Raw genomic sequence first — 20,347 nt, 5'->3', positions numbered from 1 at the left:
GCCGGCCGCCAGCGCCGCCGCCACGGCGGCCCGCGCCACGGCCCGCTGCGGCACGGCGGCCGCCGGCAGCTGCGCCGGCACCTCCATCAACAGCGCCTGGTTGCGCCGGTACTGCATGATCTGCAAAAAGCCGTGCACCGCTTTTTCCGGCGTGTCGTAGGTTGGCAGGCCGGCGTCGGAAAACAGCTGGCGCGCCGCCGCCACCTCGCCGCCGCCCAGCCAGCAGGACAGCACATTGCGCGGCGCGGCCCGCATCAGCGGCGCCAGCGCGGCGGCGATTTCGGCGCTCGCCACCATCGCCGTCGGCGCGTGCAGAAACAGCAGCGCGTCGGCCTGCGGTTCGCGCAGCAGCGCCTCGACCGCGCCGGCGTAGCGCGCGACCGGCGCGTCGGCCAGCAGATCGAGCGGATTGGCCGGCGCCGCCGCCGTCGGTCCCAGGCGCGCCAGCCGCGCCACCGTATCGGCCGACAGCTGCGCCAGTTGCGCGCCGCCGTCGATCAGCGCGCCGGACGCGATCAAGCCCAGGCTGCGGCCGTTGGTCAGCACCGCCAGCCGCTCGCCGCGCTGGCCCTTGGCGCGCGCCAGCGTCTCGACGGCGTCGAACAGCTCCTCGGTGGAATGGACCCGCAACATGCCGACATGAATTTGCGCGCGCAGCCGACGTGCTCCATGCACAGCAGGATGGCGCTGGTGGCGGCGTCGTCGGCCAGGTAGTCGAGCAGGTCGCCGAAATCGATGTCGGCGCCCTCGCCCATCGCCACGAAGCGCGAAAAGCCGATGCCGCGCAGGCTGGCCCAGTCCAGCACCGCCGCGCCGATGGCGCCCGACTGCGACACGAAGGCGATCTTGCCGGCGCCGGCGCCGATGTGGGTGAAGCTGGCATTGAGGCCGGCGGCCGGCGACAGCAGGCCGACGCTGCCCGGCCCCAGGATGCGCAGCAGGTGCGGCCTGGCCGCCGCCAGCATCGCGTCCCTGACGCTGCCGCCGCCGGCCTTGAACTCGCCCAGGCCGGCCGTCATGACGATGGCGGCGCGGGTGCCGCGCGCGCCCAGTTCCGCGATCAGGCCGGCGATGGTGGCCGGCGGCGTGCACAGTATCGCCAGCTCCGGCGCCGCCGGCAGCGCCGCGACCTTGGCGTAGCAGCGCATGCCGAGCAGCGCGTCGTATTTCGGATTGACGGGCCACAGCGCGCCGCCGTAGCCGCCTTGCGCCAGGTTGGCCAGCGCGCGTGTGCCGATGCGTCCCGGCTGCGACGACGCGCCGATCAGCGCCACCGAGCGCGGATTAAACAGGCCTTGCAGATTGCGTGTGCTCATGGCGCGGTTTCCTCACAGCGGTGGGTCGCTCACCAGCGCGACGTATGGTCCTCGGTCACGCCGACCAGCTGCGTGACGATGCGTTTCGGTTCGTCCGGCCCGCTCCTGACCCAGCCGCTGAAGGTGCCGATCGCTTGCAGGTAGCGGCTGGCCGCGATCACCAGGTTCTTGTTGTCGCGGCGCGCGCCGTCGGGCGTGAAATGCAGCTCCAGTAAATCATCTTCGGTGAAGATATGCCAGCGCGATAAAGGATCGGTGGCGTCGAAAAGAAAATGCGCGGGGCCCAGCGCGTGGACCTGGCCGTCCAGCCACAGCGCGTTTTCGCGGGGGCCGAAATAGCCGGCCTGTAAATTGAAGCCCAGTTCCAGATTGTGCGCCGAAGCCCAGCGCCACGCCGTATCGCGCGCCAGCAGGCCGTTCGAATAATCGAAACTGGCCACGCCGCCGGCCAGGTCGTAGGGCTCGCGGAAGGTGCGCACCTGGCCCGTCAGCGGCAGGCCGGACGACTTTTGCGTGGCGTGCACCGAACCGCCCGCGATCGGCCCCGTCGCCAGCAGCAGCGGGGCGGCGCCGGCACCGAATTCGGCGTCGATTTCCAGATAGTCGCAGCGCAGCGCCAGGCGATAGTCGCCGTCGGCGTCGATATCGATGGCGCTGCGGCGCGTCTTGAAGCGGCTGGCGCCGCCGGCGTGGTCGGCCAGCCGCGCCGACCGTCCGGGCCAGCCATCCTGCGAAAAATTGGCCAGCATGTCGCCGTCGTCGCGGTCGAAGGCATAGGCGAAGGCGGTGCTGGCCCAGCCCAGGTCGACGATGGCGACCGCGCAGAATATGTGCTCGGTCGCCAGCGCCACATAATGCCAGCGCTTGTGATGGAAGCGCCGCCACAGGCGCTTGCGGGCATACGGCGCGGCCAGCGCGCTCCAGTCGATAGGCCCGGTCTGGCCGGCGTAGCGGCCGAAGCGCGGCTGGCCGTCGGCGTCGATGACATCGTCCGGCGCGGGCGGCAGCATCATGCGGCGCGCTCCCCGGCCGACGCCCGGGCGGACGCTTGGGCCGACGCCGGCTCCGATGTCTGCTCCGATGCCTGCTCCGACATCGGCTCCGCTATTGGATCGGCCGCCAGCGCCGCCGTCAACAGCGCCACGAAAGCGGCCGGCGTACCCGCCGTCACGCGCACCTGCGGGCAACCATGCCAGCCGGCGCAGCGCTGCAAGGCGGCGGCGATGTCGCGCACAAAACGCTCGCTCACACGCACGCCCTGCTCCAGCGACAGCGACTTCAATTCAAACACGCCGTCGGCGCGGTGGGCCTTGGCGTCGACCCGTCCCACCAGCGCGCCGCGGCGCAGGATGGGCAGCACGAAATAGCCGTGGCGGCGCTTGGCGGCCGGCGTGTAGCACTCCAGCCGGTAGTCGAAGCCGAACAGTTCCAGCGCGCGCCGGCGGTCCCACACCACCGGATCGAAGGGCGACAAAATGGTCGTCAGCGTCGGCGACAGCGCGCCGGCCGCCGCCTGTTGCGCCAGCGCCGCGTGGTCGGGATGCAGGTAGACCGGGTCGTCCCAGCCCGCCACCCGGGCCCGCAGCAGCGCGCCCTCGGCCACCAGCGTTTCGGGATCGAGGCGCGGCGCCTTGGTGCGGAAGTAGTCGCCGATCCAGCCGGCCCTGGCCAGGCCCAGCGCCTTGACCGCCTTCAGCACCAGCGCGCGCTGCGTGGCCGCCGCCGCCGGCAGCTGGCTGTCGTCCCAGTGCGGCAGCACCCGTTCGGCCAGATCGTAGATGCGCTGGAAGTTGTGGCGTTTGACGATCATCAGCGCGCCGGTGGTGAACAGCACTTCCAGCGAACGCTTCTCCGGTTTCCAGCCCCACCAGCCGCCGCCGGTCTGGCCGTCGCTGCGCTCGAAATCGGCCGACCGCGCCGGTCCGTGTTCGCGGATGTGGGCCAGGATGGCGTCGACGTCGGCGCGCCGCTCGCGCATCCAGGTGGCCGAATACTTCCAGCCCATCGCGGACGGATCGAGCATGCGGTGGCGGTACAGGCCATAATCCTCGATCGGCACGAAACAGGCTTCGTGGGCCCAGTATTCGTAGAGCGCGCCCTGCTCCAGCAGCTGCTCCAGCCACGCCTGCGGATAGTCGCCCAGGCGGCTCCACAGCACCAGATAGGGACTGCGCGCGACCACGTGGATGGTATCGATTTGCAGCACGCCCATGTGCCGGATCGCCGCCAGCACATCGTCCTTGCGCGCCTTGCGGCGGCGCGGTTGCAGCAATCCCTGCGCCGCCAGGTGCAGCGCGCGCGCCGCCGCCAGGCTCAAAGTCAGTTCGGTCAACGCCAGCATCCTTTTGATATGGGCGCCACGGCCAGCATGGCGATTGCCTATTCTAATACGGGGGCGGAGCTTGATGGCCATGCGCCGTAAAACGGGCCACGGCGCCGGATCGCATCCTGCCTGCCGGTGCGCGCCGACGGCGGCCGCCCGAATATTTTTCGCAATCTGGAACTCAAATACCGCTTTTAAGGGCAGAATATGGGGAAGCGGCCGTGCCGGCCCTTCCGATGAATTTTGCAGGCCCGCGCCCAATTGATCAAATCCACCAGCCATGCCGTCCGCTTCCTGCGCAAACTCTATCGGGTGATACTGCTGCCCGTGTTTGCGCTGGCGCTGCTGGCGGCGATGTGGGCGACGACCATCTACCAGGTCGGCCTGGAGCGCGACAACGCCCACTACGACGCGGTGCTGCACTGCCAGTCGCTGGCGCGCACGCTGTCCGAGCATTCCAGCCACATCCTGCGTCAGACCGAGCACGCCACCCAGTTATTCAAGCTCAAATACGAGGAAACCGACGGCGCGCTGCGCCTGCCCGAATTCACCCGGCCCGGCGGCCTGCTCGACTCCCTGCTGCCGTCGAAACTCGACCTGCCCATCGTGCTGCTCGACGCGCGCGGCGACACGGTCGACGCCATGCACGGCGTGTTCCCGGCCGGCCTGGGCAAGCAGGCCTTCTTCCAGACCCTGTCCGGCAACGACCAGGACGCGCCGCTGGTGACCACGCCGGTGCTCGACGCGCGCACCAAGAAGTGGATGATCCAGATCGCGCGCCGCCTCAACGACGGCGCCGGCCACTTCGCCGGCGCCGTCGCCATCATGATAGACCCGGCCTATTTCGTCGAAGACTACGACCGCCTGAACGTCGACGACCAGGGCGTGGTGCTGCTCATCAGCCGCGACACCGGCCTGTCGACCGGGCGCCTGAACGAGGAACTGGTCATCAGCGACGCCCTTGATTTCAGCGCGCCGGCCAAGGCCAACCTGGCGCCCGACGAGCTGCAACTGAGCCGCCCCTTCGACAGCGTGCGGCGCGTCTACAGCTACCGCGACCTGCCGCGCTACGCGCTGATGGCGGTGGTCGGCATCAGCACCGACGTCGCGCTCGAACGCTACGAGCGCCAGCGCCGCATGTACTACGGCGCCGTCAGCGTGGCCTCGGTCATCGTGCTCATATTCGTGTCGCTGATGATGCAGCAAAGCGTGCGGCTGCGGCGCAGCATGCGCACCACCATCGAGGCCCAGCAGCGCCAGCGCGCCGCCTCCGACGCCAGCCTCGACGCCACCTTCCTGCTCAAGGCCTGCCGTCCCAGGGAGCGCGGCGGCAAGCTGGCGGCGGTCGACGACTTCATCTTCGTCGACCTCAATGAACGCGGCGCCAGCCTGCTGCGCCGCCCGCGCGGCGAGGTGCTGGGCCAGCGCATCGGCGAACTGCTGCCGACCTGGCGCGAACAGGGCTTCATCGCCAAATACGCCAGGGTGCTGGCCAGCGGCGTGCCGCTGGAAGAGGAATTCACGCTGGCGCCGGCGCCCGGACAAACCAGGCCGCGCTGGCTGCACCACCAGATCGTCGCCATCGCCGACGGCGTCGCCATCACCACCCGCGAAATCACCGAACGCAAGGAGGCCGAACTGGCGATGCGCCAGAAACAGGCCGAACTGGCGGCCATGAACGACGCCTCGCCACTGGGCCTGATCCACGCCGACCCCAGCGGCCACTGCACCTACGTCAACCGCACCTTTGAAACCATCACCGGCCTGACGCGCGCCGAAGCGCTGGGCGACGCCTGGATGCGCGCGGTCCATCCGAACGACCGCGAAGTGCTGGCCGTGGCGCTCAAGCACCTGACCGAGACCCAGCTGCCGTTCCAGAACACGCTGCGCTGCGTGCACCTGGACGGCACCATCGTCTGGATCTCGTTCAAGGTCGCCGCCATCGTCATCGACGGCCATATCGACGGCTACGTCGGCACCGTCGACGACATCACCCTGGTGCGCAAATCGGTGATGGCGCTGCGCGAAAGCGAGGCCCGCCTGCGCACCATCGCCGACACGCTGCCGGCCATGATCGCCTACATCGACTTCGACGAAATCTACCGCTTCCACAACCTGGCCTACGAGCGCGAATTCTGCGAACAGGACCTGCAGGTGCGCGGCCACACCGTGAGCGACACCGTCGGCGAGGCGCGCTACGCCTTCCTTCAGCCCTACATCAAGAGCGCGCTGCGCGGCCAGGTCGTCAGCTTCGAGGAGGAGGACGACAGCTGCGGCTACGACCGCGTGTTCGAGGTCAACTACATACCGCAGTTCGACGAGGACCACGCCACCGTGGTCGGCTTCCACGTCATGCGGCAGGACATCACGGCGCAAAAGCGCGAAAAACAGCGCCTGCTCAAGCTGTCGCAGATCGACGCCCTGACCGGCCTGACCAACCGCGCCGGCTTCCTGCAAAAACTCAACGACGCCATGGCCGCCTGCCGCGAAAACGCCAGCATGATCGCCGTGATGTATATGGACGTCGACCACTTCAAACCGGTCAACGACACCTATGGCCACAGCGTCGGCGACGCGCTGCTGAAGGCGTTTTCGTCGCGCCTGACCCACACCATGCGCGCCAGCGACACCGTGGCCCGCCTCGGCGGCGACGAATTCACCATCATCATGGAGCGCGTGAACAAGGTCGAGGACGCGGCCACGCTGGCCGGCAAAATCGTCACCGCCATGCAGGCGCCGTTTGAAATCGGCAGCCTGCTGATCAACATCTCGGCCAGCATCGGCCTGACCTTCTACGGCGGCGAAGAAATCGAAGCGGCCGAACTGCTCAACCGCGCCGACATGCTGCTGTACCAGGCCAAGCAGGCCGGCCGCAACACCTACCGCGCCGGCCCGCCGCAAGCGGCATTGTCCACCGCGCCGTCGCCCGCCGCCCCGGCCGCGCCGCAAGCGACGCCGAATGCGGCCTGAATCGCCGCGCCTTGCGCCGCGATCAACTCGCGCCGCGCCGTCTTGCAGTATATTGAGCGCTTCCCGGCCGCCAGGCCGGCTTCATCGACCATCATAGTCCACCCCAATGCGTCTGCTGCACACCTCCGACTGGCATCTGGGCCAGTCCCTCCACAACTACGACCGCGCCTATGAACACCAGCGCTTCCTCGACTGGCTGCTCGACGCCCTCGTCGCCGAACAGGCCGACGCGCTGCTGATCGCCGGCGACATTTTCGACAACGCCAACCCCTCGTCGGCGTCGCAAAAACAGCTGTACCGTTTTCTGCAACAGGCCAGGGCGCGGGTGCCGCACCTGAACCTGATCGTCATCGCCGGCAACCACGATTCGCCAGGCCGGCTGGAGGCGCCCGCGCCGCTGCTGGAAATGCACGGCACGCGCGTGGTCGGCGCGGTGCCGCGCCGCGCCGACGGCGAGATCGACGTCGAGCAGCTGGTGCTGCCGCTGACGGGCCGCGGCGGCGAGGTCGAAGCGTGGTGCCTGGCCGTGCCCTTCCTGCGGCCGGGCGACGTGCCGCGCGTGGCCATCGATGCCGATGCCACCGCCGCCGACGCCGCGCCGGGCGCCGCCGCCGGCCTGCCGGCCGATCCCTACCTGGCAGGCATCGCGCTGCTGTACCGCCAGGCGCTGGCGCTGGCGCTGTCCCGGCGCCGGCCCGGCCAGGCCATCGTCGCGATGGGCCACTGCCACATGGTCGACGGCCAGATGTCGAACGACTCCGAACGCCGCATCGTCATCGGCGGCACCGAGATGCTGCCGGCCGGGATCTTCGACGCCGCCATCGCCTACGCCGCGCTGGGCCACCTGCATCTGGCGCAGGCGGTCGGCCAGCGCCAGCATATCCGCTACTGCGGCAGCCCGATCCCGCTGTCGTTCGCCGAAGTCGGCTACCGCCACCAGATCCTGCGCGTCGACCTCGATAGCGACGCCGTGCGCGAGATCGCGCCGCTGGCCATTCCGCGCGCGGTCGAACTGCTGCGGGTGCCGGCCAGGCCGGCGCCGCTGGCGCAGGTGCTGGCCGAACTGGCGGCGCTCGACTATCCCGACGCCGCGCCGGAAGCGCAGCCGCTGCTGGAGGTGCGCGTGCGGCTGGACGCGCCGGAGCCGGGCCTGCGCGCGCGCATCGAGGCGGCGCTGGACGGCAAGCCGCTGCGGCTGGCGAAGATAGAAACGTCGAGCGCGCCGCGCAGTGCCGCCGTCGATCCAACGCTGACGCTGGACCAGCTGGACCAGCTCAAGCCCGACGATATTTTCCAGCGGCTCTACCTGCAAAAATTCGGCAACGCGGCGCCGTCCGAACAACTGGGCGCCTTCGCGGAACTGATGCTGCACCGCGTATGAACCCCATCCCTGTCCCACATAAAGTATGAAGATTTTAAAAATTGGCGGTAAAAACCTGGCCTCGCTGGCCGGCGAATTCGGTGTCGACTTCGAGCAGGAGCCACTCAAGTCGAGCGGCCTGTTCGCCATCAGCGGCCCGACCGGCGCCGGCAAGAGCACCCTGCTCGACGCCCTCTGCCTGGCCCTGTACGACGCCACGCCGCGCCTGTTGAAGGCGCTGGGCCGCAGCATCCTGCCCGACGTCGGCGCCGAAACGATTTCGTCGCAGGACACGCGCAACCTGCTGCGGCGCGGCGCGGCCGAGGGCTACGCCGAAGTCGATTTCGTCGGCAACGACGGCGCCGCCTACCGCGCGCGCTGGAGCGTGCGGCGCTCGCGCACGCGGGCCGAGGGCGCGCTGCAACCGACAGCCATGAGCTTGCACCTGCTGCCGGCGCTGCAGCCGATAGGCGGCACCAAGACCGAAGTGAAGGCCGAAATCGAAAAGCGCATCGGCCTCTCGTTCGAGCAGTTCACGCGCGCCGTGCTGCTGGCGCAAAACGAGTTCTCCACCTTTTTGAAGGCCGAAGACAACGAACGCGGCGAACTGCTCGAAACGCTCACCGGCAGCACCGTCTACACCGAGATTTCAATGCGGGCATATGCCCGCTTTAAACTGGAAGAAGCCACTCTGCAAAGGCTGAACGCGCGCCTGTCGGACCAGAAGCCGCTGGCGGCGGAACAACGCACCGAACTCGAAGCGGCCGGCGCCGCCGCCGACGCCGCGCTGGCGGCCGTCGACCAGCACAAGGCCGTGCTGGAGCAGGAACTGCGCTGGCACCAGCAAGCCGACAGGCTGGCCCAGAACGAACAGCTGGCGCAGCAGGCATGGCAGGCCAGCATGGCCGAGGTGGACGCCAGCGCCGACCGGCGCGTCGAACTGGCGCGCGTGGAAGCGGTGCAGGAAGCGCGGCCGCTGGCCGACGACATCAGCCGCAACGCCGCCGACCTGGCGCGCATCCAGGCCGATATCGTCACCAGCACGCAGGCGGCGGCGCAAGCGGCGCTGGCGCAGGAACACAGCGCCGCCGCGCTGGCGCAGGCGGCGGCGCAATTGCAGCAGGCCGAAACCGCGCAGCGGACGGCGGCGCCGCAACTGAATCAGGCCAGGGCGCTCGATGCGCGCATCGAGGCGATGCTGCCGGCCCACCGTGGCGCGGCGGCGGCCAACGAAAAAGCCGGACGCGCCGAGGCGCAGGCGCAAACGGCCTTGAAGGCGAAAAAGGAGCAGCGCCGCCAGCTCAACGTGGCGCAGCAAAGCGCGGCCGACTGGCTGGCGCGGCACGAACACTGGCGCACGATGGCGCAATCGTGGGAACGCTGGGACGTGCTGTTCGTGCAGGCCGGCCAGGCCGCCGCACAGGCGGAAAAGCTCACGCGCGCGCTGGCGCGGGTGCAGCACAACGCCGAGCGGCACCGCGCCGACGCCGCCGATGCCGGCACCCGGCTAACCGCCTCCGCAAGCGCGCTGCAAACGCTGGAAGCCGGTCGCCAGGCGGCGATGCTGGCCTGGTCGGCGTTCTCGCCGGAGGCGCTGCGCGGCCGACGCGGCGCGCTGGAACAGCGGCGCGACCTGCTGGCCGGCGCGGAAAAAATCTGGATCGAACTCGATAGCCGGCAGCGGCGCAGCCGCGAACTCGAAGCGCAGACGGCGCAGCTGCGGCTGGCGAAACAGCAGGCCGAAACGCTGCTGGCGCAGGCGCAGCATGAGCACATCGGCATCATGGCCACCTTCACGCAGGCCGAGCGTTCGCTGAAAATCGCCCAGGCGGCGTGCGCGGAAAATGTCGAATCGCTGCGCGCCACGCTGGAAGACGACACGCCCTGCCCGGTCTGCGGCGCGCACGACCATCCCTACCGCCACGACGACGGCGTGCTGCAAGCGATGCTGGCCGGCTTGCAGGCCGACCACGCGCAGTGCCGCCAGCAGGTGCAGGACAATGTCGTCGAACAGGCGGCGCAGCGCGGCAGCGCCCAGACCAGCATCGCCCAGCTGACCGCCATCGCCGCCGAAACGCGCACCGGCCATGAAGCGCTGGAACGGGTGACGCTGGCGTGGCGCGGCCACGCGCTGCTCGAGACGGACGCCGAGGTGCCGGACGACGAAGCGCTGCGCGCCGGCTGGTTCGACGCGCAGCTGGCGAGCGCGCAGGCCGGCCTGCGCGACGTCGAGCGCCAGGAGCGCGCCATGCACGACGCGGCGGCCGCGAAAGACCAGGCGCAGTCGGCCTGCGACCGCACGGCGGCCGAACATGCGCGGCTTCAGGAAGTGGCCTCGGGCGCGCAGACGGCGCTGGCCCAGATCGGCGCGGAGCACAAGGCGCTCGATGAGCAGCGCATCGAAGTGGCGCTGCAAATGAGCGCCCTGCTCGATGATCTGGATGCGGCCTTCAGCGGCGGCGACATTCCGACCGAAGGCTGGAAGGACGACTGGAGCGCGGGGCCGGCGCGCTTCCACGAGGCGCGCCAGGCCGAGAGCAAACAGTGGCTGGCGCAGCGCGGCGCCTACGATGAACGGGCCGCCGCCGCCGCCGCCATCGACATCGAGGGTCATGCGCTGGCCGAAGCGCAGGCCAAGGCCGCGCACGACGCCAGCGCCGCCCACGCCGCCTTCCGCGCCGCCGACGACGCGCTCGCGGCCACGCAAGGCGAGCGCCTGGCCTTGTGGGACGGGCGCGAGGTGCGCGACATCGAAGCCGGACTACTGGCCGCCATCGACCTCGCCAAGGCGGGCCTGCAAACGCAGCACGGCGCGGCGGAGCAGGCGGCGCAGGCCCGCACCCGGCTGGAGGAGGCGTTGGCGCAGGCCGGCCATCGGCGGTCCGCGCTGGAACTGGCCGCCGCTGCGGCGGCGCAGGCCCTGTCCGACTGGTTGGCCGATTTCCGCCAGCGCCCGTCCGGCCAGGCCCTGTTCGATATGGACCAATTGCGCGCGCTGCTGGCGCTTTCCGGCGACTCCATCGGCGCCGAACGGCGCGCTTTGCAAGCCATCGACCATGCTGCCGGCGCCGCGCTGGCGGTGTGGAAGGAGCGCCAGGGCCAGCGCGAACAGCATCAGCTCACCGCGCCGCAGGCCGGCGCGCACACGGCCGACACCTTGCATGCCGCGCTGCAAACGCTGGCCGCCGAGCGCAAGGAGGCCCACGATGTCGCCACCGCGCACCGTCTCGGCATCGCCCAGGACGACGCCCGGCGCCACGCCGCCCAGGCCATGCTGGCCGAAATCGAGCGGCAGGAAGAAATGGAGCGGCGCTGGGGCGCATGAATGATTTGATCGGTTCGGCCGACGGCAAAAAATTCCGCAATTACGCGCAGCAGTTCACGCTCGACGTGCTACTCGGTTATGCGAACGCGCATCTGAACCATCTGGCGCGGCGCTATCAGCTCGAACGCATCAACAATCCGGCCAACCCGTCGCTCGGATTGCTGGTGCGCGACCAGGACATGGGCGGCGAAATGCGCTCCGTTCATTCGCTGTCGGGCGGCGAATCGTTCCTGGTGTCGCTGGCGCTGGCGCTGGGATTGGCGTCGCTGTCGTCGAACCGGGTGCGGGTGGAGTCGCTGTTCATCGACGAGGGCTTCGGCAGCCTCGATGCGGAAACGCTGCGGGTGGCGATGGATGCGCTCGACGGCCTGCAGGCGATGGGCCGCAAGGTCGGCGTGATCTCGCACGTGCAGGAAATGACGGAGCGGATCGCGACCAAGATCCTGGTGCAGCCATCGGCCGGCGGCAAAAGCGTGGTGACGGTGCAGTGACGGCGGCGCGCCGGCCTTCGGGCATCGGCGCGCGCCGGCATTGCGGCCATCGTCAGCGGTAGATGATTTCGCCGCGTTCCAGCCGCACCAGTTCCCACCCCAGTTCGCGCCGGATCTGCTTCGGGTCCGGCGGCGGGCGCCGTTCCTCGATGCGCGCTTGCAGCCAAAGTCGGACCGACTCCTTGCTTGGTTGCTTTTTCTGCTCCATGGTGCGGCCTCTTTCAGAAAGTGGGAACAACTGGCGTCCCAGTTCCACAAACGCGGCGGCGCCACTTCAGTTGACGTGCGCCTGCAAATAGCTTGCAGCGCCGGCTGGACAAATTTGCTATCATCTGATGTAAATATAGGCAGTCCGACGTTTTCGAGTGACCGGGACGTTCCTCGCCATGAACATCAGCGCCATTGTTTCCTCTCCCGCCGTCGCGGTGCCGGCAACGACCAGCACCGTGTTGGCGCGGGCGCAGCCCGTCGACGGCGGCAAGGCCGTTGCCGGCGCCACCGCCATTTCCGGCATTTCGGCCACCAGCTTGCAGCTGGACGCCAAGGCGCTCGCGCTCATTTCCAAACTCAAGGCGCGCGACACCGACGTGCGCCAGCACGAACAGGCTCATTTGGCGGCCGCCGGCGGACTGGCCACGTCCGGCCCCAGTTACACTTACGAGCGCGGGCCGAACGGCGTCTCCTACGCCATCGGCGGCGAAGTTCAGATCGACACCTCGCCAGGCCGCACGCCGCAGGAAACCATCGCCCGCGCCCACATCATCGAGGCGGCGGCGCTGGCGCCGGCCGATCCGTCGGGCGCCGACCGGGCGGTGGCCGTCCAGGCGCAGCAACTGGAAGCGCAGGCGCGCGCCGCACTGGCGCAGGATCTGGCGCCGGCGACGGGGCCGGATGCGGGGTCGGGCGGCGACGCTTCATCGGCATCATCGGCATCGCAGGCGTCGCCAACATCATCGGTATCGCCAACATCGTCGGCATCGCAAACGCCATCGGCGCCGGCGCAAACCAGCGCGGCCAGCAGCGTCAATCGGGCCTACGGAGCCCAGTCGGCACCGGCGCCGACCCTCGACACCTACGCATGACAAGCGGAGGGCGGTGATAAAATCCCCTCTTCGCCTTATTTATCAGTCAGGTCACACCATGTTCAAAGCAGCACGCAGCCTCACCTTCAAATGCGTCAAATGTTCCAAGGCGGTCCAGGTTTATCTGCAAAAAACCTCGGCCTGCTCGCATATCCAGCCTTACCAGGGCCTGTGCCAGTGTGGCGAATTGAAGCGCCACGCCACCGGCGACAAGGATGCCGTCCAGTCTTACCTGGAGTCCCCGGTCGGCAGCTGGTCGCACCACCATTAAGCACTCGTTTCGCTGATTCCGCCGCCGCGCCTCAAGTAGCGGCGCCGCCTGCCGTAAATACAGTTATCGTTACAGGAAACCGCCATGTCCATACTGTCCTCCCTCGGCACCCGCGCAGCGCACACGCCGGCCTACCCTCTCGCCAGCCAGTCCAACGCCGGCAAGAGCGGCCGCGCACACACGGGGGCGACGACGGGCGGCGGCTCCGATGGCGGCAGCGGCGGAGATCCGGTATCGCTGTCGACCGATGCGATCCTGCAAAACCGCGCCGCATCGCTGGGCAGCGCCACGGTCGATTTCGCGCAGAACCTGCTCACCAGCTTTACCCAGCAGGTGCTGGGCGACGCCGCCAAAGGCGATACCGTGTCCTTCGACTCGGTCAGCCTGGACACCTCCTCCTCGTTCGCCATCGCCGCGCAGCACAGCGCCGGCGCCAATGGCAGCACCGACAGCGTCGCGGCGGGCCTGAGCGACAGCTCGCACTTCATCGGCAAAGGCACCATCACCACGACCGATGGCCGCAAATTCGACTTTGAAATCGAAGTCCAGTACGACGACAAGATCGAAGCGGGCGTCAGCCAGAGCAACGGCGGCGCATCCAGCGCCGCCGCGCCGGACAACGCCGCCGACAGCGGGGCCGCGGCGCCGGCACAGAGCGGCGCGCCGGCGGCCAACAGCGGCGGCGACGCTGCGGCTTCCCCGTCGGACAACAGCGCCCTGCCGACCATACAACTACCGAATATCGACTTCGGCGGCGGTCTGGCCGACCTGTTCCAGCTGATCGGCCGCCAACTGCAAACGAATGTTCAGCAGCACTCCGGCAGCGGCTCCGGCAAGTCGGACGGCGGCGCGGCCGACAGCATCGCCGATCCGTTCAAAACCCTGTCGCTGCGGCTGCTCAAACTGGTCGACAGCATCAAAGAAGCTGATATTTACGCGCCGGCCACCAGCAATGGCAACGCCAAATCGCTGGCCGGCTCCTATGATGCAACCGGCGCAGGCGGCAGCGGCGCTGCAGCCACCGCGACGCCCGCCGCCGATGCGCCCGCCACGGCCGCCGCATCTAGCGCGACCGCGAACGCAAGCTCGCCCGACACGGCCACCGCCGCAGCCTGATAGCAACATAACATCGGCATGATGGCGCTCCGACAGTGGCCTGATTGCGGTCTGACTGTGGCCTAACTACGGTCTGACTGCGGTCTGGGTGTGGCCTGGGCCTCCACCCGCGCCGAACCAAGCCGTCCCGACGCGGCCGCGCCATCCGGACGCCACGTATAATAGAGCCACCACAACGCCCCGCCGCGCCGATGTTTCACCTATCGGCGGCGCGGGCCGCTCCCTTCTTCCTTTCGATTGTTAACATGTCCGCACACTTTTCCCCGTTTTCTTTCCACCCCGCGCAGGTGACCCGATGAGCGCCGTCGCCGCCGTCACGGCGCCGCAGCTGATCCACTGGACCGAAAACGACATCCAGCACAGCGCCCGCTGGCGCTCCGAAAGCGGCATGCCGGCGCCGAAGCGCGTCGCCATCGCCGACGACCGCATGAACGCCGACACCGCCTTCCGTCTGGCCAGCGAAGGCACGGCGCTGCTGTGGCGCGGCGACTTCCAGAATGCGCGCCAGCTGCTGCAAGCGCTGGCGCGCCGCATCGACCAGGGCAAGCAAGGCAAGAAGGCCAAGCCGACCAAGGCGCCGGCCACGCCGACCGAAGCGTTCCACCTGCACCGCCAAGCGCAGTCGCAGCGCGCGCGCACGCTGGCCATGCTGCTGATCCCCTTCGACGCCGACTACACCATCCCGCTGCGCCGCGCGCCGCAGGTGCAACTGGCCTGCAATGAAGCGTACGGCCGCGGCGAAGAACCGTTCATCGCCACGCTGCGCGAACTGCTCGGCGTGATCGGCGCGCACGAATGGCGCCGCACCGGGGTGGAAATCCCCGTCCTCGATGCGCGTATCCACCCGCATTACGGCGTGTTCTCGCCGGTGCGCGGCGAGTATGTCGAACTGGTGGCGAAGGCGCCGATTCCGCACGCGACCCGCCTCGCCTTCGACATCGGCACCGGCACCGGCGTGCTGGCGGCGGTGCTGGCCCAGCGCGGCGTCACCCGCGTGATCGCCACCGACCAGGACCAGCGCGCCCTGAGCTGCGCGCGCGAGAACCTGGCGCGCCTGGACGTCAAGGGCCAGGTCGAGCTGCTCGAAGCCGACCTGTTCCCGGACGGCCGCGCGGCGCTGGTGGTGTGCAATCCGCCGTGGGTGCCGGCGCGTCCGAGTTCGCCGATTGAATACGCGGTCTACGATCCGGACAGCCGCATGCTGCGCGGCTTCCTCGGCGGCCTGGCCGCGCATCTGACGCCCGGTGGCGAAGGCTGGCTGATCCTGTCCGACCTGGCCGAACACCTCGGCCTGCGGCCGCGCGCCGAACTGCTGGAATGGATTGCCGCCGGCGGCCTGAAAGTGCTGGAACGCCAGGACATCAAGCCGACCCACCCGCGCGCCGCCGACGCCGCCGACCCGCTGCACGCGGCCCGTGCCGCCGAAGTGACGTCGCTGTGGCGCCTCGCCGCGGCCTGATGTCGGCTCGTTTTAATTGACCCTTGTGGAATGCCGACCCCGCCTGTATAATTCGCCGCACAGACGCGGGGTGGAGCAGTCTGGCAGCTCGTCGGGCTCATAACCCGAAGGTCACAGGTTCAAATCCTGTCCCCGCAACCAAAATGCTAATCCGTTGATTTCCCTAGGGAGATCAACGGATTTTTCATTTTCCGGTGTGCCACTTAGTGAGCCACCTATGCACATCAAGACCCCACGACTCTACGTCAACCGCTGCGGCGTGTTCTATTTCCGCACCAAGGCCGCTGGCGTCGAAACCCGCGTCAGTCTTCGCACAAAATGTTCTATTACTGCTAATATTCTTGCTCTGCAATTGAATCTCAATATTGAGAGGTGCCGAGCCATGAGCAACCCCAAGCTTTCGGATTTCAATTTCGACCTCGACGCCATACGCCGCTACGAGATCGCCCTCAAAAACGGCACCACCATCAAAACGGACGGCAGTGCCGAAGAGCATGCCCGAGCCATAGCGATGCTGGACAAGATCGACCAGATTGGTATGATCGAACCGGAACACCGCCCGCTCATTTCGGACACGATGCCGCCCCCGCCGCTCCCGCCGACGCTGACGCCTACGGCAACGGCGGCCCCGCTCAACTCCGCACCGCTCCCGGAAGCCATCGACCAATGGCTCGAACAGAGCGGGGCAAAAAATGAAACCCGCACCGTGGACGGCAAGGCCTACCACATCAAGGATTTTTTGCGGCGGCGATTCGGCCACGTCAAATCGGTGGCCCACTGGCTGGCGGCACATCAAAACACGCCGAACATGCAGAAGAAAGCGCTGTTGGAGGTTGAGGCCGCGACCTACAAGCAGCAGACCGTCATGGCGAACGCTGTCGATAAAGAGGCCATCGTCGGCTACAAAAGCGAATTGCTCAAAGAGGGGCAGAAGGCCAAGACCATCGACAACAAGCTGATGACGATCCACAATTTTCTCAAATACGCGATAGCGCATGGCGCCTATACCGCTACCAACGAGAATCCGGTATCGGGCCTGTTCATCCTCACGAAAGAGGAACGCAAGAAGAAAACCGAACCCTACGAGCCATTTACCGACGAGGCATTAAAAACCTTCTTTGACGCGGAAAAATACAGCAAGGCTATGACCGCACCGGACTTGTTTTGGGCGCCGCTGCTGGGCATATTCACGGGGATGCGTATTAGCGAAGCGACGCAGATACGAACCGACGACGTGCGTAAAACGGCGAACGGCCTGCATTATATTTTCGTCCCGAAAAGCAAAACCACTGCCGGCATCCGCAACGTGCCGATCTGTGCGACGCTGCAACGACTCGGCTTTTTGGATTACGTCAATGAGTGTCGGAGCGCGGGAGCCGAGCGAATTTTCCCGCACTGCTTATTGATCAATAATTCCTACTCAAAAGACGTGTCGGCGGCGATGCTGGAACATCAAAGAATTCTCAACATCAAAGCGCCTCACACGAGCTTCCATTCGTTCCGCGTGAACGTCATCACGGCGATGGCGAACAACGGAGCCAATACGCCGCAGGTGATGAAGATCGTCGGCCATAAACGGAGCGACAGTGATGAGGTGCATTTGGGCTATGTCCGCGACCTGCCGGATTTACAGCCCATTGTCGATACGTTGAAATGGCCGATTGACATTCCATCGCTCGCCTACAACGGACGCTTCGGCGCGTTCGTCGCCAATCAGGATAATTGGGCGAAATCGAAGAAGCGAAAAGCGGAGGCGGCGAAGGACAAGGCCGCCAGCGAAGCATCCTAATATATCGCGGTCTGCTGGCCCGCTTTAACGTGAGGGGCGATCATCAATCGTTTTTGTTCCGCTCACGCCGGGGTCAGCAACCAACATGCTTAATTCATCATTTTCATTGTCGCTCAAAATTGAGGCCTTGATAAACTCTGCAATTTCCTGTTGCCCGTATTCCGACGCAATGTCAATTGCGGTGACGCCCCGGATATTTTTTTGAAGGGCGTCGCTGTAGGGCAGCAAGGCTTCCACAATCTCCCTGCGTCCGCATATTGCTGCGGCCATCAGCAAGGTATACCCATCTTTATACCGAGGGCTACGTATGTCTGCATTTTCGCTGACCATACGGCTAACGATATCAACCGCGTGCGAAATAAAGGGGTCTTCCCCGCGCGCCCGTCCAATCAACATGGCGGGAATATCCAATGGCGTCATGCCCATGTCGGGATGGGATTGAAGATTGAAGTCGCAGACAGGCAAAAAAACTTTGAACTCATCCGCGTAGCCGTCCTTCGCTACGTTGAAGGCCAGCATGAAATTATTCATCGCCACTTTTCGCTCAATCGCGGCCGCTACTCTCCGGTTTTTCTCTTCCCTCGTTGTCATCGCACGATCCCCGTTATCATCGAAATCCTTCAACACATTATTATAGTATTTTCGACAATGTGTGAGCGCGATTCGCAACGGCACATGCTGCGACGCCTGCTTATAGCCGTGGGCGTGTCGTCGGGATCGATTGCGTCAGAGGCCGCGCAGGTTGCAGCGCTTCGATCACGCTCGCCAGTTCTTGGCGCTCGGCCTCTGCCTCGCGTTGTGCCTTGCTCGCTGCCTCCTTGATAGCATCCCGTTGCCATGCCACCGCCTTCGCCGCTTGCTCTGCGGCCAATCTGCGGGCGGTCTCGTTCGCGGACGCTTCCAGTGCAAGCTGCAAGGCTTTGGCCGTTGCTGCCTCCTTCGCCTTGTGTCCTGCCATGACGGCAACGAGCGCATCGGCGGCCCGCCCTGCAAGCGCCCCAATGAACGCCCCGATCCTCGCCCCCGTCTTGCTAAACGCATCAAGAGACTGTTTCTCGACTTCGATCTTTTTGGACATCGCGACCATGACCGCCCGCTCCTGCGTCCACTTCGCAACGACCAGTTGATTGGATTTTTGCCGTTGCTGCGCCAGCGTCAGCGCGGCGGTCGCCTTGTCGGCCTCCGCTTTAGCGATGTCGGCAGCGGCCAGTGCGGAGGCCTTGGCCGCGTCGGCTTCGGCACAGATCGTTGCGGCGATTGTCGTGCACTCGACCGCTGCCGCCGTCATCGCATCGGCCTTTGCCATTGCCGCGCCACTCGCTGCCGCGGCCTGCTGTTCAGCTTGCCATGCGGAACGCGTCAGGCGGCGGCGTGCAGGCCCTAGTCGGGTCAGTCCATGCCGACACCCCACCTCCGCGAAAAAATCGTCCTGATAGGCACGCATCGCTTTGATGTATGCCGCGTTCTGCGTCCCCTTGGCTGCCCCGGCCTGTTTGGCGGCATTGGCGGCAGCACGGCCGGGATGGATGGTCTCAAAGCGCTCCCCAGCTCCGGCCACTTTATAGAAGTGAATGTGCCTATGGCTTTCTTCTCCGTGTTCGACGACGGACAACAACCGTCCATCGTGGTTCAGGTAATCCAGCGTCGCCCGCTTCATTGCTTCCCACTGTTCCTGCGTCATGTCGTCCGGCGCCGACACAACACCGCCGAGCATGCACAGCCCGTCCTTTCGCAGCTTGCGGCCAATGCCATCGCGTGCCGACTCGGTCCACGCTTCGACCTCTGCCGCAACGTCTGCCAGCGGACAACCGAACAAGAGGACCGGCGCCTGTGGCTGTGCGATGTGCGGGCAAGCGTCCGGCTCGCGGGACGCTTCTGCGAGGATGGAGGCGACGGTGTGCCCACCGGCCTTGCCCTTTCCCGCAGACCTTGCATAGCCCTCGATGTGCAGAAACTGGAATCCCATGCAGCCAGAAAACCAGAGTCAAACGGCAGGGTCAAGAGCGAAAAGCACAAGCGTAGAGACCGACTATGCTTATTCGACCGGCGGCTTCGCCTCGGTCTCATAAGCGTCGGTCCTGCCGGAGGCTTGCAAAGTCCTCGTCAAGGCAAACGCCGCCTTGCGGGCGTTGATTAAATCCCTCACCCGGGCCATGTGCAAGCACAGCTTGCGATTGAGTTGCATCGCATAGAGCAAAGCGTTGTGGCTCTTATGCAGCGGGCCGTTGACGTAGTCATTCAATGCCGCGATGGTGTCGAGCACTTCGGTGGCATGGGCGTCAAGCTCCGACAAGTCCAGCTCATCAATATTGGTCCGCATCAGGTCGATGGCGTTCAGCATGGGGCTGGGTTGGTTTGGTGTGTGCATCAGCGGCTCCCGGTTGGTCATCGCTCCACGATGACCACCGCGCCTTTGATGGTCAAGGTCTCAGGCAAGGAATGATGGCAGCGACAGCGGCCATCGGTCGGATGGGTATGGATTCAGAGCGTGCGAAGCCGCTCTCTCCATACACATAAGAAGGAATTATTTTTCATAGGAGAACTTGACTTCGCTGTCATCGTTTGAGATGACCAAGTCATCCAACGGGATGACTAACAAACGGAGGCACTATGCAAGCAGAGAAGCAGACGACACGCAGCACGAGCAAGAACGCAATCGCCAATGCACGGGTCGGCATTGTTGACAAGGAGACGGGAGAGGTTATACGTAAGCGTCCAGCCCGCCCATCTTCAAAACCTTAATCGGTTTGCCCAGACTCCGACTTTTGGAGATGGAGATGGTGATGGGGAACAAGGAGCGAGAGGAGCAATGGCGGGTGCGTGTGGCGCGGTGGCGCGAGAGCGG

General features: G+C 66.4%; 16 protein-coding genes, 1 tRNA gene and 1 pseudogene. 10 read left to right on the top strand and 8 right to left on the bottom strand.

The features are described from left to right. From Q0S71_RS01995 to Q0S71_RS01980, 4 genes and pseudogenes are all read right to left on the bottom strand, one after another. Window positions 1–633 (bottom strand): annotated as a pseudogene (locus Q0S71_RS01995) (GNAT family N-acetyltransferase); the annotation flags it as partial. Beyond that, complete coding sequence (locus Q0S71_RS01990; protein WP_295990555.1) at window positions 540–1,316, bottom strand: CoA-binding protein; 777 nt, start codon at window positions 1,314–1,316, stop codon at window positions 540–542. The gene Q0S71_RS01990 and the pseudogene Q0S71_RS01995, both read right to left, overlap by 94 nt. A 29-nt stretch (window positions 1,317–1,345) precedes the next feature. After that, on the bottom strand, window positions 1,346–2,329 hold the full coding sequence (locus tag Q0S71_RS01985) for a DUF2804 domain-containing protein (RefSeq protein WP_295990553.1): 984 nt from the start codon (window positions 2,327–2,329) through the stop codon (window positions 1,346–1,348). Then, window positions 2,326–3,648 carry a crosslink repair DNA glycosylase YcaQ family protein gene (locus Q0S71_RS01980; protein ID WP_295990551.1) on the bottom strand — a complete coding sequence of 441 codons (1,323 nt, stop codon included), beginning with the start codon at window positions 3,646–3,648 and terminating at the stop codon, window positions 2,326–2,328. Before Q0S71_RS01980 ends, Q0S71_RS01985 begins: the two co-directional genes overlap by 4 nt. Before the next feature lie 252 nt (window positions 3,649–3,900). Here Q0S71_RS01980 and Q0S71_RS01975 point away from each other — a divergent pair, with 252 nt between their 5' ends. The 4 genes from Q0S71_RS01975 to Q0S71_RS27355 all read left to right on the top strand — a co-directional run bounded on the left by Q0S71_RS01975 (window position 3,901) and on the right by Q0S71_RS27355 (window position 11,785). Continuing rightward, window positions 3,901–6,609: a diguanylate cyclase gene (locus tag Q0S71_RS01975; RefSeq protein WP_295990547.1), complete on the top strand. Its 2,709-nt coding sequence runs from the start codon at window positions 3,901–3,903 to the stop codon at window positions 6,607–6,609. A 106-nt stretch (window positions 6,610–6,715) separates the two neighbouring features. After that, window positions 6,716–7,990: an exonuclease SbcCD subunit D C-terminal domain-containing protein gene (locus Q0S71_RS01970; protein WP_295990545.1), complete on the top strand. Its 1,275-nt coding sequence runs from the start codon at window positions 6,716–6,718 to the stop codon at window positions 7,988–7,990. Window positions 7,991–8,015: 25 nt separating this feature from the next. Next, on the top strand, window positions 8,016–11,294 hold the full coding sequence (locus tag Q0S71_RS01965; protein ID WP_367185266.1) for an AAA family ATPase: 3,279 nt from the start codon (window positions 8,016–8,018) through the stop codon (window positions 11,292–11,294). Continuing rightward, window positions 11,291–11,785: an SbcC/MukB-like Walker B domain-containing protein gene (locus tag Q0S71_RS27355; RefSeq protein WP_367185265.1), complete on the top strand. Its 495-nt coding sequence runs from the start codon at window positions 11,291–11,293 to the stop codon at window positions 11,783–11,785. Before Q0S71_RS01965 ends, Q0S71_RS27355 begins: the two co-directional genes overlap by 4 nt. A gap of 52 nt (window positions 11,786–11,837) precedes the next feature. Here the strand turns inward: Q0S71_RS27355 and Q0S71_RS01960 are convergent, their stop codons facing one another. Beyond that, window positions 11,838–11,993 carry a hypothetical protein gene (locus Q0S71_RS01960; RefSeq protein ID WP_295990543.1) on the bottom strand — a complete coding sequence of 52 codons (156 nt, stop codon included), beginning with the start codon at window positions 11,991–11,993 and terminating at the stop codon, window positions 11,838–11,840. A 178-nt stretch (window positions 11,994–12,171) separates the two neighbouring features. Between Q0S71_RS01960 and Q0S71_RS01955 the strand changes: the two genes are divergently transcribed. From Q0S71_RS01955 to Q0S71_RS01930, 6 genes are all read left to right on the top strand, one after another. Then, the gene (locus tag Q0S71_RS01955; protein ID WP_295990541.1) at window positions 12,172–12,867 is read left to right on the top strand and encodes a putative metalloprotease CJM1_0395 family protein; all 696 of its coding nucleotides are present in this window, start codon (window positions 12,172–12,174) and stop codon (window positions 12,865–12,867) included. Window positions 12,868–12,925: 58 nt separating this feature from the next. Beyond that, entirely contained in the window at window positions 12,926–13,138 is a 213-nt protein-coding gene (locus Q0S71_RS01950) for a hypothetical protein (RefSeq protein ID WP_295990537.1), read from the top strand. 84 nt (window positions 13,139–13,222) lie between these two features. Next, complete coding sequence (locus Q0S71_RS01945) at window positions 13,223–14,254, top strand: hypothetical protein (RefSeq protein WP_295990533.1); 1,032 nt, start codon at window positions 13,223–13,225, stop codon at window positions 14,252–14,254. Window positions 14,255–14,549: 295 nt separating this feature from the next. Continuing rightward, window positions 14,550–15,713 carry a class I SAM-dependent methyltransferase gene (locus tag Q0S71_RS01940; RefSeq protein WP_295990531.1) on the top strand — a complete coding sequence of 388 codons (1,164 nt, stop codon included), beginning with the start codon at window positions 14,550–14,552 and terminating at the stop codon, window positions 15,711–15,713. A gap of 64 nt (window positions 15,714–15,777) precedes the next feature. Beyond that, window positions 15,778–15,854, top strand: a tRNA-Met gene (locus tag Q0S71_RS01935). A 76-nt stretch (window positions 15,855–15,930) separates the two neighbouring features. After that, on the top strand, window positions 15,931–17,502 hold the full coding sequence (locus Q0S71_RS01930) for a tyrosine-type recombinase/integrase (protein ID WP_295990528.1): 1,572 nt from the start codon (window positions 15,931–15,933) through the stop codon (window positions 17,500–17,502). A gap of 24 nt (window positions 17,503–17,526) precedes the next feature. On the opposite strand, the gene Q0S71_RS01925 is transcribed toward Q0S71_RS01930, so the two are convergent. The 3 genes from Q0S71_RS01925 to Q0S71_RS01915 all read right to left on the bottom strand — a co-directional run bounded on the left by Q0S71_RS01925 (window position 17,527) and on the right by Q0S71_RS01915 (window position 19,870). Continuing rightward, the gene (locus Q0S71_RS01925) at window positions 17,527–18,126 is read right to left on the bottom strand and encodes an ankyrin repeat domain-containing protein (protein WP_295990523.1); all 600 of its coding nucleotides are present in this window, start codon (window positions 18,124–18,126) and stop codon (window positions 17,527–17,529) included. Between the two features lie 67 nt (window positions 18,127–18,193). Beyond that, on the bottom strand, window positions 18,194–19,468 hold the full coding sequence (locus Q0S71_RS01920) for a hypothetical protein (protein ID WP_295990521.1): 1,275 nt from the start codon (window positions 19,466–19,468) through the stop codon (window positions 18,194–18,196). Window positions 19,469–19,537: 69 nt separating this feature from the next. Beyond that, entirely contained in the window at window positions 19,538–19,870 is a 333-nt protein-coding gene (locus Q0S71_RS01915) for a hypothetical protein (protein ID WP_295990518.1), read from the bottom strand. Between the last annotated feature and the right edge of the window lie 477 nt (window positions 19,871–20,347).

The organism is Rugamonas sp. (assembly GCF_025354735.1).
In the GTDB taxonomy this organism is placed as follows: domain Bacteria; phylum Pseudomonadota; class Gammaproteobacteria; order Burkholderiales; family Burkholderiaceae_D; genus Rugamonas.
The sequence above is the reverse complement of the archived record's forward strand: the minus strand, read 5'-3'. Positions and strand labels throughout refer to the sequence as shown.

Coding starts and splice junctions, on each gene's coding strand:
- Q0S71_RS01970 (WP_295990545.1), top strand. CDS start 6,716: ATGCGTCTGCTGCACACCTCCGACTGGCATCTGGGCCAGTCCCTCCAC.
- Q0S71_RS01960 (WP_295990543.1), bottom strand. CDS start 11,993: ATGGAGCAGAAAAAGCAACCAAGCAAGGAGTCGGTCCGACTTTGGCTG.
- Q0S71_RS01930 (WP_295990528.1), top strand. CDS start 15,931: ATGCACATCAAGACCCCACGACTCTACGTCAACCGCTGCGGCGTGTTC.
- Q0S71_RS01985 (WP_295990553.1), bottom strand. CDS start 2,329: ATGATGCTGCCGCCCGCGCCGGACGATGTCATCGACGCCGACGGCCAG.
- Q0S71_RS01940 (WP_295990531.1), top strand. CDS start 14,550: ATGAGCGCCGTCGCCGCCGTCACGGCGCCGCAGCTGATCCACTGGACC.
- Q0S71_RS01990 (WP_295990555.1), bottom strand. CDS start 1,316: ATGAGCACACGCAATCTGCAAGGCCTGTTTAATCCGCGCTCGGTGGCG.
- Q0S71_RS01950 (WP_295990537.1), top strand. CDS start 12,926: ATGTTCAAAGCAGCACGCAGCCTCACCTTCAAATGCGTCAAATGTTCC.
- Q0S71_RS01920 (WP_295990521.1), bottom strand. CDS start 19,468: ATGGGATTCCAGTTTCTGCACATCGAGGGCTATGCAAGGTCTGCGGGA.
- Q0S71_RS01945 (WP_295990533.1), top strand. CDS start 13,223: ATGTCCATACTGTCCTCCCTCGGCACCCGCGCAGCGCACACGCCGGCC.
- Q0S71_RS01965 (WP_367185266.1), top strand. CDS start 8,016: ATGAAGATTTTAAAAATTGGCGGTAAAAACCTGGCCTCGCTGGCCGGC.
- Q0S71_RS01955 (WP_295990541.1), top strand. CDS start 12,172: ATGAACATCAGCGCCATTGTTTCCTCTCCCGCCGTCGCGGTGCCGGCA.
- Q0S71_RS27355 (WP_367185265.1), top strand. CDS start 11,291: ATGAATGATTTGATCGGTTCGGCCGACGGCAAAAAATTCCGCAATTAC.
- Q0S71_RS01915 (WP_295990518.1), bottom strand. CDS start 19,870: ATGCACACACCAAACCAACCCAGCCCCATGCTGAACGCCATCGACCTG.